The following is a 12,427-nucleotide window of genomic DNA, read 5'->3' as shown; positions in this document are numbered from 1 at the left end:
GGTGAGTCGGCGTCATGCTGCTCGAAGTGCGTGATCTGCACGTGGAGTTCCGGACCCGGGACGGGGTCGCCAAGGCGGTCAACGGGGTCACCTACTCGGTGGACGCGGGGGAGACCCTGGCGGTGCTCGGGGAGTCCGGGTCCGGCAAGTCCGTGACGGCCCAGGCGGTGATGGGGATCCTCGACACGCCGCCCGGACGGATCGCGGGCGGCGAGATCCTCTTCCAGGGACGGGACCTGCTCCAGCTCAAGGAGGAGGAGCGGCGCAAGGTCCGCGGCGCCGAGATGGCGATGATCTTCCAGGACGCGCTGTCGTCGCTGAACCCGGTGCTCTCCGTGGGCGACCAGCTCGGCGAGATGTTCGTCGTCCACCGGGGGATGTCCAAGAAGGACGCCCGCGCCAAGGCCGTCGAGCTGATGGACCGGGTCCGCATCCCCGGCGCCAAGGAGCGCGTCAGGCAGTACCCCCACCAGTTCTCCGGCGGTATGCGCCAACGCATCATGATCGCGATGGCGATGGCCCTGGAACCGGCCCTGATCATTGCCGACGAACCGACGACCGCGCTCGACGTCACCGTCCAGGCCCAGGTCATGGAGCTGCTCGCGGAGTTGCAGCGCGAGTACCACATGGGGCTCATCCTCATCACCCACGACCTCGGCGTCGTCGCGGACGTCGCGGACCGGATCGCGGTGATGTACGCGGGCCGGATCGTCGAGTCGGCCCCCGTCCACGACATCTACAAGGCCCCGGCGCACCCCTACACCAAGGGCCTGCTGGACTCGATCCCGCGCCTGGACCAGAAGGGCCAGGAGCTGTACGCGATCAAGGGGTTGCCGCCCAACCTGCTGAACATCCCGCCGGGCTGCGCGTTCAACCCCCGCTGCCCGATGGCCCGGGACGTCTGCCGCACCGACGTACCCCCTCTGTACGACGTCGACGACACACGGACCAGCGCCTGTCACTTCTGGACGGAGTGCCTCCATGGTTGAGCCGATCCTGGAAGTGAGCGGACTGGTCAAGCACTACCCGTTGACGCGGGGCATCGTGTTCAGGAAACAGGTCGGTGCCGTCAAGGCCGTGGACGGTGTGGACTTCACCCTCGACAGGGGCGAGACCCTCGGCATCGTCGGGGAGTCCGGCTGCGGCAAGTCGACGGTGGCGAAGATGCTCGTCAACCTCGAACAGCCGACCGCCGGTTCGATCAAGTACAAGGGCGAGGACATCACCACGCTCTCCGGCAAGGCCCTCAAATCGGTCCGACGCAACATCCAGATGGTCTTCCAGGACCCGTACACCTCCCTCAACCCCCGTATGACGGTGGGCGACATCATCGGGGAGCCGTACGAGATCCACCCCGAGGTGGCCCCGAAGGGCGACCGCAGGAAGAAGGTCCAGGACCTCCTGGACGTGGTCGGCCTGAACCCGGAGTACATCAACCGCTACCCCCACCAGTTCTCCGGCGGCCAGCGCCAACGCATCGGCATCGCACGGGGGTTGGCGCTGCGCCCCGAGGTGATCGTCGCCGACGAACCGGTCTCGGCGCTCGACGTCTCCGTCCAGGCCCAGGTGATCAACCTGATGGACCGGCTGCAGAACGAGTTCGACCTCTCGTACGTCTTCATCGCCCACGACCTGTCGATCGTCCGCCACATCTCGGACCGGGTGGGCGTCATGTACCTGGGCCGCATCGTCGAGATCGGCAGGGACGCGGAGATCTACGACCATCCCACCCACCCCTACACCCAGGCGCTGCTCTCCGCGGTCCCCGTCCCCGACCCGGAGGCCCGCGAACACCGCGAGCGGATCATCCTGTCCGGGGACGTCCCCTCGCCGACCAACATCCCCTCCGGCTGCCGCTTCCGCACCCGCTGCTGGAAGGCCCAGGAACGCTGCGCCCTGGAGGTACCCGCCCTGGCCGTACCTGCCGAGTTCCGCCACCTCCCGACCCCGGCGGCCCACGACTCGGCCTGCCACTTCGCGGAGGAGAAGCGGGTGGTGCCGGTGGAGGCGGATGGTGAAGGGGCGGGGGCGGGGAGCTGACGCCCGGGGTCCGGTCGCCGGTCATCAATGCCGCAAACGCCCACCAACCGCGTTAACACACAGGCAACTTGACTGACCCGGTCCCGATATACGGACGCGTCAGGCTGGTCAGCGTACGGCCGTGCGGGTGCCGTAAGCGGACCGGGGTGCGCCATGTCACCCCGGTCCGTTGCCGTTCCTACAGGCCCAGCGCGCGTTTGAGGAAGTCGACCTGGAGGAGGAGCAGGTTCTCGGCGACCTGTTCCTGCGGGGTCATGTGGGTCACGCCCGACAGCGGCAGCACCTCGTGCGGGCGGCCGGCGGAGAGCAGGGCCGAGGACAGCCGCAGGGCGTGGGCGACGACCACGTTGTCGTCCGCGAGGCCGTGGACGATCATCAGGGGCCGGTGCGGCTCGGCGGGCGAGGAGAGCCCCTCGTCGGTGAGCAGCGAGCTCTTGGCGTACGCCTCCGGTGAGGCCGCCGGATCGCCCAGGTACCGCTCCGTGTAGTGCGTGTCGTACAGCCGCCAGTCCGTCACCGGCGCCCCCGCGATCCCCGCGTGGAAGACGTCCGGGCGCCGCAGCACGGCGAGCCCCGCCAGCCAGCCGCCGTACGACCAGCCCCGGATGGCCACCCGGGAGAGGTCCAGGGGGTGGGCCTTCGCCAGGTCCTGGAGCGCCTCGACCTGGTCGTCCAGGGACACCGTCAGGTCCTGGTGGATCGCCTTCTCCCAGGCCGGCGAGCGGCCAGGCGTGCCGCGTCCGTCGGCGACGACCACCGCGAAGCCCTGGTCGGCGAACCACTGCGAGGTGAGGTGCGCGTTGTGGGCGGCCAGGACGCGCGGGCCGTGCGGACCGCCGTAGGGGTCGAGCAAAACCGGAAGTGGCTCATCCCCTTGGTGGTTCCGAGGCAACAGCACGGCGCACGGGATCCGCCGTGCGCCCCCCTCGGTGAGCGTCACGCGCGGGGACATACCGGGATCTTCGGCGTACGAGGTGACAGTCGCCGTCTGCTTCCCGTCCCGCAGCACCCGCACCCGGCTCCCGGGCCGGTCCGGCGTCGCCGACACCAGAACCGTGACAGCCCCGGCGCGCACCGCCGAGTGCACGCCCGGTTCCTGCGAGAGGCGCTCCAAGCCGAGCTCGTTCACCCGGTACACATGCACCTCGCCGGTCTCCGGCGCCGCCGCGCGCTCCCCGGCCGACGCCGAGATCAGCACGCTGTCGTCGGAGACGTCCAGCACGGCACGGACGTGCAACTGCGGTCCTGTCAAAGGGCGTTCACCCACGGCCAGCACCCGCGCGCCCCCCTCGTCCGCGATCCGGACGAGCCGCCCGGAAGGGCTCCAGCAGGGCACTCCCGGGAAAAGATCAAGCCAAGTTGGATCTTCGTCGGCGTGCACCATCCGGGTCACCCCGGACGCCGGGTCCACGGCCAGGTACAGCTGGCTGCGCTGGTCCCGGGCCTGCACCAGCAGCAGCGGGGCGCCCGCGGCTGACCAGTGCACATGCGCCAGATACGGGTAACGCGAGCGGTCCCACGAGACCTCGGTGCGCGTCCCGTCCAGCCCGATCACGAACAGCCGCACCTCCGCGTTCGGCGTGCCCGCGGCCGGGTACGCGACGTGCTGTGGATCACGTTCGGGCCGGGCAGGGTCGGAGATCCACCAGCGGTGCACCGGCGTGTCGTCCACGCGCGCGACCAGCAGCCGGTCCGACTCCGGCGACCACCAGAACCCCCGCGACCGCCCCATCTCCTCGGCCGCGATGAACTCCGCCAGCCCGTAGGTGACCCGGCCCGCCCCCGCCGCGGGCTCCGGCTCGGCCAGCGCCCGGTCGTCCCCGCCCTCGGCGCCCGTGACCCGCAGGGCGCCATGGGCGACGTAGGCGACGAACCGGCCGTCGGGGGAGGGGCGCGGGTCGATCACCGGTCCGGGGACCCGGAGTTCACGTGCCGTCCCGGCCCGCAGCTCCGCCGCGAAAAGCCGCCCTGACAAGGCGAAAGAGGCCAACTCCACCGCCGTGTCGGTGGCGTAGCCGACGATGCCCGCGCCGCCCTCGCGGCTGCGCTCGCGCCGCGCCCGCTCCTCGGGGGAGAGGTCCTCCGAGGCACCGCCCAGCAGGGCGCGCGGGTCGGCCGCCACGCGCTCCCCGCCGTCCGCGGGATCGAGCACCCACAGCGAACTGGCCCGGTCCGTACCGGAGGACGAGCGCAGGAACACGACACGGGAACCGTCGGGGGCCACCGTGAACGCACGCGGCGCGCCGAGCGTGAACCGCTGGGTCCGGGCGTGCCGGCGGGGGAAGGAGTCGGACGTCGTCGTCATGGTCCGACCTTAGTTTGGCCATGCGCCCCCTTGTGCGGCCGTGCGCCGACCGATGCGCGCGCACGGATAGTTATGATCACTAGCGCATAGTGGGTATGAACCTGCTGGCACCCGTATGGATTTATCTGCCCCTTGGTCCGACCCCGCGCTCTTGGGATCTTTGGAGGTGAACCGCCGTGGCACTCTCGATTTCGGCGGTGGTGCTGCTGGCGATCATCGTCTTCCTGCTGATCAAGAAGTCAGGGTTGAAGGCGGGTCACGCGATCGTCTGCATGCTGCTCGGGTTCTACCTGGCCTCGTCCACCATGGCTCCGACGATCAGCGAGCTCACGACGAACATCGCGGGGATGATCGGCAGCATCAAGTTCTGACGCCTTTAGGGTGGTCCCCATGACGGAACCACCCGCCCGGCGTCTGCTGCTGGTGCACGCGCACCCGGACGACGAGTCGATCAACAACGGCGCGACCATGGCTCGCTATGCGGCCGAGGGTGCCCGGGTGACTCTGGTCACCTGCACGCTCGGCGAGCGCGGCGAGGTCATCCCGGCCGAGCTCCAGCACCTGACCGGCGCCGCCCTCGGCGTGTACCGGCGCAGTGAGCTCACCGCCGCCATGCGCGCGCTCGGCGTCGAGGACTTCCGTCTGCTGGGCGGCGCGGGCCGCTACCAGGACTCCGGGATGATGGGGCTGGCCGACAACGACGACCCCGCCTGCTTCTGGCAGGCGGACGTCGACGAGGCCGCCGCCCATCTCGTCGAGGTCATCACCGAGGTACGCCCGCACGTCCTCGTCACCTACGACGACAACGGCGGCTACGGCCACCCCGACCACATCCAGGCCCACCGCGTCGCCATGCGCGCCGCCGACCTGGCCGCCGATGCGGGCTGGACGATCCCCAAGATCTACTGGAACCGCGTCCCGCGCACGGTCGGCGAACAGGCCTTCGAGCGGCTGGCCGGTGCCCTGCCGGGCCTGCCCTTCGACAAGACGGGCGTCCTCGACGACGTCCCCGGGGTCGTGGCCGACGAGCGGATCACCACCGAGATCGACGGCACCGCGTACGCCGGTGCCAAAGCCGCCGCGATGCGCGCGCACGCCACCCAGATCACGGTCGCCGAGCCCTTCTTCGCGCTGTCCAACGAACTCGCGCAGCCCCTCTTCGCCAACGAGTACTACGAGTTGGTGCGCGGCGAGCGGGGTGCGCCGGGCAGGGAGACCGACCTGTTCGCCGGTGTGGGGGAGACGTCGTGAACGAGCGCGGCCCGATGCTCGCCCAGCCCCTGCGGGCCCCGTCCGCCGGGCGGGCGCTGATCTTCGTCGCTCTCTTCGTGCTCGGGGCGGTCGTCGGCGCGGCCGGGGCCCTGGTGCAGGGCGGCTTGTTCCCCGGCGGCCTGCTGCTCGCGCTGGCCGCCGAGGCCGGGCTCTGTCTGGGCGGCGCCCGTGCCGTCGGCGCCCGCAGCGGGGCCGTCGCACCCGCCGCCGGCTGGATGCTCGCCGTCATCCTCCTCACCACCAGCCGCCCGGAAGGCGACTTCCTCTTCGGCGCGGGAACCGGCTCCTATCTCTTCCTGCTCGGAGGCATGGCTACGGCTGTGATCTGCGCCACGCTTGGGCAGGGACGGCAACCGGGCGGCGACGCCGTCCGACTTGGCAAGTGACGTACTACTTCGCCGCGATGGGGACGTGCGAGTCCGGTGTGGGTTTCCCCAGCGGTCGTGGGATACGCGCCAGAAGTGGCCAGTATGGTGGTGCGCGCCGCCGAGCCGCCCGCGCAGTTGAGGTCGACACGGGCGGTGGAGCCAACCGGGAGAACCTGCCTTGAGTCGTGAAACTGACAGTCCGTCCTCCGGGCCCAACGGGCGCGGTGGAGCCGCCTACCCCTCGGGCACGCCGCCCTACGGGACCCCCATGGCTCCCGGCGACGGTACGGACGCGGGCCGTTCGGGCGCGCAGTCCGAGGACCGCAAGACCGAGACCACGCTGACGACCCGGATCCGGATCAACATCCCCGGGTCGCGGCCCATCCCGCCGGTCGTCGTGCGCACGCCCGTCGGGGACACCGACGGCGCCGGCGACCCCGAGGCCGAGACGCCGGCGCCGGGTGCGGCCGCCTCCGTCGGCACCGCCGAGACTCCCGCCGAGCCCGCTCCGGCCGGCGAGGAGAAGGCGAGCAACTGGTTCGCGCCGCGCAAGTCCGGCCCGGCCAAGGGCGGATCGGGCGCCGGCGCGTCCAACGGGGCCGGGATCCCCGGGGCTTCGGGTGCGGCTCCCGGCGGTCCGCGTCCCGGTGCCGCCCCTGCTCCGGGCTCCGGCGCGGGGCGTCCCGGCGGTGTGGTCGGTTCCATGGGCGTGCCGGGCGGCTCCTCGCGCCCCGGCGGCAACGGCGCGGGCCTTCCCGGCGCGACCGGCGGTCCGGTGGCACCCGGACACGGCGGCGGCACGGGCTCCTTCGACGTGACCGAGGCGCTGGGCAACGGCACCCGCCCCGGCGGTGAGCCGCGACGCGACGAACTGCCGTACTTCGCGGAGAACGGCGGGGCGCCGACCGGTCAGCACGCGCAGCCCGGGCCCGGCGGTCAGCCCGGTCCTGGCGGTCAGAACGGTCAGCCCGGTCCTGGCGGTCAGAACGGGCAGGCCGGGCAGGGTGGTTACGGTGGTGCGGGCGCCTACGACGCCTCGAACGCCTACGACGCCTCGAACGACTTCAACGGCTCGACAGGCTCGCACCGCCTCGACGACCTGAACGACTTCAACAACTCGACGGGCTCGCACCGCTTCGACGCCTCCCACGACTTCAGCGGGCCGAACGACTTCGGCGGCCCGACCGGTCCCGGCGGCCCCGGCCCCCAGGGCCCCGCGGGTCCGACCGGCGGCCCGGTCACCGGCGACGGCCCGGCGATCCCACCGCTCGGCGGCGGCCAGGCCGGGCCCCCCGGGGGTCACCGCGGACCTGGCGGACCCGGTATCACGGGTGCTCCCGGTGGTCCGGGGGGCCCGAACACCTTCGGCGGTCCCGCTGGTCCGGGTGGTCCCGGCGGTCCTGGTGCTCCGAGCGGCCCGGGCGGTTACGGCGCCCCGGGCGGACCCGGCGCGCAGGGCGGCCCCGCAGGCCCCCACGCCTCCGCCCCCGGGATGACCGGCCTCCCCGGCGGCCCCGGTGCCGGACCCCAGGGCGTACCTGGCGCCGGACCCCAGGGCGTCCCCGGCGCCCCCGGGCGCCCCGGCGGCGGTCTGAGCGACGACACCGCGATCCTCACCCCGCAGAAACCGGCCCCCGAGCCGGGCACCCCCGGCTACGGCATCCCCGGCGCCCCGCCGGAGAACGTCTCCGGGCACACCGTCACCAGCGGTATCCCGGTCGTGCCGTCCTCGGGGCAGAACGCCCCGTTCGGGTCGGGCGGCCCGTCCGACGGGCCGATGCAGCACACCGCGCCCAAACTCCCCGAGCCGGTCGCGCCGAACGTGCCGGCCTCCTCCAAGAAGCCCAAGAAGAAGGGCCGCAACAAGCTCGCCCTGGTCGGCAGCGGACTCTTCGTCATCGTGGCGGGTGCCTACGGCGCCGGCCTGCTGATGAACCACTCCGACGTGCCGAAGGGCACCACGGTGCTCGGCGTCGACATCGGCGGCGGCACCCGTGACGACGCCGTCAAGAAGCTCGACGAGGCCTTCGGTGACAGCGTGAGCAAGCCGCTGAAGCTCTCCGTCGGCGGCAAGACCGTCGCGCTCAAGCCGGACCAGGCGGGACTCCAGTTCGACGAGCAGGCCACGGTCGCCGCGGCCGCCACGAGCGACTACAACCCGGTCTCCGTCATCGGCTCCCTCTTCGGCAACCACCGGGTCGTGGAGCCGGAGATGCCGGTCGACGAGGAGAAGCTGACCGCGGCCCTGAAGGACGCGGCCGGCGGCGCCGGCTCGGTGACCGAGGGCACGATCAAGTTCACCTCCGCCGGCAAGGCGGTCGCCGTGTACGGCAAGGCGGGCAAGGGCATCGACGTCGCCAGGTCGACCACCGCGGTGGAGGAGGCGTACCGCACCCAGGTGGAGACCGGCAGCGTCGGCGCGGTGGCGGTCGCGACGACCACTCAGCAGCCGTCGATCACGAACGCCGAGGTCGACCGCATGATGAAGCAGTTCGCGGAGCCCGCGATGTCCGAGGTCGTCACCATCACGGGTGGTTCGACGCCGATCCAGTTCGGCGCGGTGTCCCTGCCGAAGATCCTCGGGGTCAAGGCTGTCGACGGCAAGCTCGTCGAGACGTACGACCTGGAGGCGCTGAAGGAGGCCTACGGCACCGTCTTCGACGGCGTGAAGGTCAAGACGGCGACCGGGGAGCGGGACGTCCTGCCGCAGGACGTCGTCGCCGTGCTGCGCAAGGTGCTGCTCGGCAAGACGACGGCGGAGCGCACCGGGGCGATCGACACCAACCCCAGCTAGCGGCCCTCGCACCGACGAAAGGGGCACCCGGCACGCGCCGGGTGCCCCTTTCGTCGTAGACGTCGTATGACATCTGTCATCCGGCAGTCAGGACCGCAGACACTGCCGAGCGGCCGCTCCCGGGCGCCACTGTGGACACATGACAACGACAGCGGTCGCGTTCGACCGGGTGAGCAAGGGGTACGGCGAGGTCCGGGCCGTGGACGGGCTGAGCCTGGAACTGCACGCCGGGGAAACCGTGGCCCTTCTCGGGCCCAACGGTGCCGGGAAGTCGACCACGCTCGATCTGCTGCTCGGGCTCAAGAACCCCGACAGCGGCAGCGTGCGGCTCTTCGGTGGCGGACCGCGGGAGGCGATCGTCGCCGGGCGGGTCGGCGCGATGCTGCAGAGCGGCGGGCTGATGGACGAGGTGACGGTCGCCGAGCTGGTGCGGCTGGCCTGCGATCTGCACCCGAGGCCGTACCGGCCGAACGACGTGCTCGCCCGCGCCGGGATCTCCCAGCTCGCCGACCGCAAGGTCAACAAGCTCTCCGGCGGGCAGGCCCAGCGCGCCCGCTTCGCCCTCGCGACCGCCGGCGACAGCGACCTGATCGTCCTCGACGAGCCCACCACCGGCATGGACGTCACCACCCGCCAGGGCTTCTGGGCCACCATGCGCGAGCAGGCCGACCAGGGGCGGACCGTCCTGTTCGCCACCCACTACCTGGAGGAGGCCGACGCGATCGCCGACCGGGTGCTGGTCCTGCACCGCGGCCGGCTCCTCGCGGACGGCACCGCGGCCGAGATCAAGGCGAAGGCGGGCGTCCGGCGGATCTCCTTCGACCTGGAGGCCCCGGTCGACGAGACCGCCCTGCGCGGCCTCCCGTTCCTGACCACCCTCACCGTCTCGGGCCCCACCGTCCGCATCCAGTCCACCGACGCCGACGCCACCGTCCACGCCCTCTACGGCCTGGGCGTCTACCCCCGCAACGTCGAGGTCGCCGGGCTCGGCCTGGAGCAGGCGTTCGTCGCCATCACCGAGGCCGAGGAGGCCCGTACGTCATGAACAGTCTGATCAGGCTGGAGCTGGCCCGCGCCCTGCGCAACCGCAAGTTCCTGTTCTTCTCGGTGATCTACCCCTCGATCCTGTTCCTGCTCATCGGCGGCAGCGCCGACAGCACGTCGAAGGTCGACGGGACGGGCCTGACCCTGCCGACCTACATGATGGTCTCCATGGCCTCCTTCGGCGCCCTGACCGCCGTCCTGATGGGCAACAGCGAGCGCATCGCCAAGGAGCGGGAGGGCGGCTGGGTGCGGCAGCTGCGGCTGACCCCGCTGCCGGGCCGGGGCTATGTCCTCGCGAAGACCGCGAGCGCCGCGGTCGTCAGCCTGCCGTCCATCGTCGTGGTGTTCGCGGTCGCCGCGGTCGTGAAGGATGTACGACTGGACGCCTGGCAGTGGCTCGCCCTGACCGGCGCGATCTGGGCCGGCAGCCTCGTCTTCGCCGCGCTCGGCGTGGCCCTCGGGTACCTCGCGACCGGGGACGCGGTCCGTCCGATCACGATGATCACCTACTTCGGGCTGTCCATCCTCGGCGGCCTGTGGATGCCGACGACGAGCTTCCCCACCTGGCTCCAGGACATCGCCGAGTGGGTGCCCACGCACGCGTACGCTGCCCTCGGGCAGGCGATCGAGCAGAGCCAGGCCCCCCATGCCAAGGACATCGCCGTCCTCGCCGTCTACTTCGCCCTGTTCACCGGCGGCGCGGCCTGGCTGTACCGAAAGGACACGCTGAAGGCGTGAGCGCGATGACCGACGACCAGCTGCCCCCGGACGCCCGGCCGGAGCACGCGATCCGCGTGGGCCGGCCGCCCCGCAACGGTGCCGAGGCGACGCGCAAGCTCGTGTGGATACTGCCCTGGCTGATCTTCCTCGGTTCACCGGTGCAGGACCTGAGCTCCGGCGACCACGGCACGGCTGCGACCGTGGCCGGCTGGGTGGCCCTCGCCACCTTCACCGGCCTCTATCTGACCCTGGTCTTCCGGAACATGGGCCGGCCGTTCTCCGAGCCGATCGTGGGTGCCCTCGTCTTCGTGCTCGGCGCCCTCGCCGTGACCCTGTGCCTCACCCTCGGCGGTGCGTGGATCGGCCTGTTCGTGTACGTCTCCGTCACCTGCGGCGCCACGCTGCCGCAACGGGCCGCCTACTGGGCGGTCGGGCTGAACACCCTGGCGATGGTCCTCGTCGGCGTGGACGTCGGCCTGGACGACTGGAGCCTGGTCCTGGTGGTGCTGCTCCTGGGGTTCGCGATGATGGGCGTCAAGCAACTGGTGCGGACGACCGTGGAGTTGCGCAAGGCGCGCGCGACGGTCGCCCAACTGGCCGCCAACGAGGAACGGTTGCGCCTGGCCAGGGACCTGCACGACCTCCTGGGCCACTCGCTGTCGCTCATCACCCTCAAAAGCGAACTCGCCGGCCGGATGCTCCCCGACCACCCCGACAAGGCGGCCCGGCAGGTCGCCGACATCGAACAGGTCAGCCGCCAGGCCCTCGTCGACGTCCGCGCGGCCGTCTCCGGCTACCGCCGCACCCGGCTCTCCGACGAACTGGCCGGCGCACAGGTCGCGTTGAACGCCGCCGACGTCACCGCCGAGGTGCCCGCCGAACCCGACCTCGACGGCCTCCCCGAGGAGGGCGAGAGCGCGCTCGCCTGGGCGCTGCGCGAGGCGGTCACCAACGTCGTACGGCACAGCGGCGCCAGTCGCTGCACGATCGAGGTGCTGCGGCGGCAGACCCTCGACGGCCCGGTGTGGGAGCTCTCCGTGGAGGACAACGGCTCGGGCGGCTCCGGCGCGGGCCCCGGCAACGGTCTGACGGGCCTGACCGAACGCCTGGACAAGGCGGGCGGCACCCTGGAGGCGGGCCGTACCCGGCACGGGTTCCGGCTGGTCGCCCGGGTCCCCGCCGCCACGTCGGCGCCCGTAGGATCCGGCGCATGAGCCCTACGATCAAGGTCCTCCTCGCCGAGGACCAGTCGATGGTCCGCGAGGCCCTGGCCGCCCTCCTCGGCCTGGAGGACGACATCGAGGTCGTCGCCCAGGTGGCCCGCGGCGACGAGGTCCTCGCCGCCGCGCGTGCCCACGACGTCGACGTGGCGCTCCTGGACATCGAGATGCCGGGCGCCACCGGCATCGAGGCGGCGGCCCAGGTCCACAAGGAACTTCCGGCGGTCAAGCTGGTCGTCCTGACCACCTTCGGCCGCCCCGGCTACCTCCGCAGCGCGATGGAGGCCGGCGCCGACGCCTTCCTGGTCAAGGACGCCCCGGCGGCCCAACTGGCCCAAGCGGTACGCAAGGTGCTCGCGGGGGAGCGGGTCATCGACCCCACGCTGGCTGCGGCGGCCCTGGCGGAGGGCGCGAACCCGCTGACCGACCGGGAGCGCGAGGTGCTGCGCGCGGCGGAGGACGGCTCCACGAACGCGGAGCTGGCGACCAAGCTCCACCTGTCCCAGGGCACGGTCCGCAACTACCTCTCGACGGCCATCCAGAAGCTGGCGGCACGAAACAGAGCGGAGGCAGCCCGCCTGGCGAGAGAGAAGGGCTGGCTGTAACGCGCCTTGCAGGGGGCAGGGGAACCGCGCGCCTGGCAGGGCCCGGGGGCCGCGCACCC

11 protein-coding genes are annotated in these 12,427 nt (G+C 72.0%); 10 read left to right on the top strand and 1 reads right to left on the bottom strand.

Features of this window, described 5'->3' with window-relative positions:
* Nucleotides 1-14 precede the first annotated feature (14 nt).
* Both ACZ56U_RS13780 and ACZ56U_RS13775 read left to right on the top strand, forming a co-directional pair.
* Complete coding sequence (locus tag ACZ56U_RS13780; RefSeq protein ID WP_469084209.1) at nt 15-989, top strand: ABC transporter ATP-binding protein; 975 nt, start codon at nt 15-17, stop codon at nt 987-989.
* The gene (locus tag ACZ56U_RS13775) at nt 982-2,040 is read left to right on the top strand and encodes an ABC transporter ATP-binding protein (RefSeq protein ID WP_469084208.1); all 1,059 of its coding nucleotides are present in this window, start codon (nt 982-984) and stop codon (nt 2,038-2,040) included. Before ACZ56U_RS13780 ends, ACZ56U_RS13775 begins: the two co-directional genes overlap by 8 nt.
* 178 nt (nt 2,041-2,218) lie before the next feature.
* Here the strand turns inward: ACZ56U_RS13775 and ACZ56U_RS13770 are convergent, their stop codons facing one another.
* Nucleotides 2,219-4,345, bottom strand: a complete 2,127-nt coding sequence (locus ACZ56U_RS13770; protein ID WP_469084207.1) for a S9 family peptidase — start codon at nt 4,343-4,345, stop codon at nt 2,219-2,221.
* A 176-nt stretch (nt 4,346-4,521) separates the two neighbouring features.
* Between ACZ56U_RS13770 and ACZ56U_RS13765 the strand changes: the two genes are divergently transcribed.
* The 8 genes from ACZ56U_RS13765 to ACZ56U_RS13730 all read left to right on the top strand — a co-directional run bounded on the left by ACZ56U_RS13765 (nt 4,522) and on the right by ACZ56U_RS13730 (nt 12,368).
* Nucleotides 4,522-4,716, top strand: coding sequence for a hypothetical protein (locus ACZ56U_RS13765; protein WP_109496262.1), 195 nt, complete (start codon nt 4,522-4,524; stop codon nt 4,714-4,716).
* Nucleotides 4,717-4,735: 19 nt separating this feature from the next.
* On the top strand, nt 4,736-5,596 hold the full coding sequence (gene mshB, locus ACZ56U_RS13760) for an N-acetyl-1-D-myo-inositol-2-amino-2-deoxy-alpha-D-glucopyranoside deacetylase (RefSeq protein ID WP_469084206.1): 861 nt from the start codon (nt 4,736-4,738) through the stop codon (nt 5,594-5,596).
* 14 nt (nt 5,597-5,610) lie between these two features.
* Nucleotides 5,611-6,003 (top strand): DUF6113 family protein, encoded by a 393-nt coding sequence (locus ACZ56U_RS13755; protein ID WP_469084286.1) that lies wholly within the window; start codon nt 5,611-5,613, stop codon nt 6,001-6,003.
* Nucleotides 6,004-6,163: 160 nt separating this feature from the next.
* On the top strand, nt 6,164-8,779 hold the full coding sequence (locus ACZ56U_RS13750; protein WP_469084205.1) for a hypothetical protein: 2,616 nt from the start codon (nt 6,164-6,166) through the stop codon (nt 8,777-8,779).
* A 139-nt stretch (nt 8,780-8,918) separates the two neighbouring features.
* Nucleotides 8,919-9,824: an ABC transporter ATP-binding protein gene (locus tag ACZ56U_RS13745; protein ID WP_469084204.1), complete on the top strand. Its 906-nt coding sequence runs from the start codon at nt 8,919-8,921 to the stop codon at nt 9,822-9,824.
* Nucleotides 9,821-10,561, top strand: a complete 741-nt coding sequence (locus tag ACZ56U_RS13740) for an ABC transporter permease (protein ID WP_469084203.1) — start codon at nt 9,821-9,823, stop codon at nt 10,559-10,561. Before ACZ56U_RS13745 ends, ACZ56U_RS13740 begins: the two co-directional genes overlap by 4 nt.
* A gap of 5 nt (nt 10,562-10,566) precedes the next feature.
* Complete coding sequence (locus ACZ56U_RS13735) at nt 10,567-11,757, top strand: sensor histidine kinase (protein ID WP_469084285.1); 1,191 nt, start codon at nt 10,567-10,569, stop codon at nt 11,755-11,757.
* On the top strand, nt 11,754-12,368 hold the full coding sequence (locus ACZ56U_RS13730) for a response regulator transcription factor (RefSeq protein ID WP_391243738.1): 615 nt from the start codon (nt 11,754-11,756) through the stop codon (nt 12,366-12,368). The genes ACZ56U_RS13735 and ACZ56U_RS13730 overlap by 4 nt, the downstream gene beginning before the upstream one ends.
* Nucleotides 12,369-12,427 lie beyond the last annotated feature (59 nt).

This window comes from Streptomyces sp. NPDC034103, from assembly GCF_055575395.1.
This window is presented reverse-complemented; position numbering and strand designations above follow the sequence as displayed.

Excerpts from the sequence above, each read along its gene's own strand:
- ACZ56U_RS13780 (WP_469084209.1), top strand. The coding sequence starts at position 15 with ATGCTGCTCGAAGTGCGTGATCTGCACGTGGAGTTCCGGACCCGGGAC.
- ACZ56U_RS13775 (WP_469084208.1), top strand. The coding sequence starts at position 982 with ATGGTTGAGCCGATCCTGGAAGTGAGCGGACTGGTCAAGCACTACCCG.
- ACZ56U_RS13770 (WP_469084207.1), bottom strand. The coding sequence starts at position 4,345 with ATGACGACGACGTCCGACTCCTTCCCCCGCCGGCACGCCCGGACCCAG.
- mshB (WP_469084206.1), top strand. The coding sequence starts at position 4,736 with ATGACGGAACCACCCGCCCGGCGTCTGCTGCTGGTGCACGCGCACCCG.
- ACZ56U_RS13755 (WP_469084286.1), top strand. The coding sequence starts at position 5,611 with ATGCTCGCCCAGCCCCTGCGGGCCCCGTCCGCCGGGCGGGCGCTGATC.
- ACZ56U_RS13745 (WP_469084204.1), top strand. The coding sequence starts at position 8,919 with ATGACAACGACAGCGGTCGCGTTCGACCGGGTGAGCAAGGGGTACGGC.
- ACZ56U_RS13740 (WP_469084203.1), top strand. The coding sequence starts at position 9,821 with ATGAACAGTCTGATCAGGCTGGAGCTGGCCCGCGCCCTGCGCAACCGC.
- ACZ56U_RS13735 (WP_469084285.1), top strand. The coding sequence starts at position 10,567 with ATGACCGACGACCAGCTGCCCCCGGACGCCCGGCCGGAGCACGCGATC.
- ACZ56U_RS13730 (WP_391243738.1), top strand. The coding sequence starts at position 11,754 with ATGAGCCCTACGATCAAGGTCCTCCTCGCCGAGGACCAGTCGATGGTC.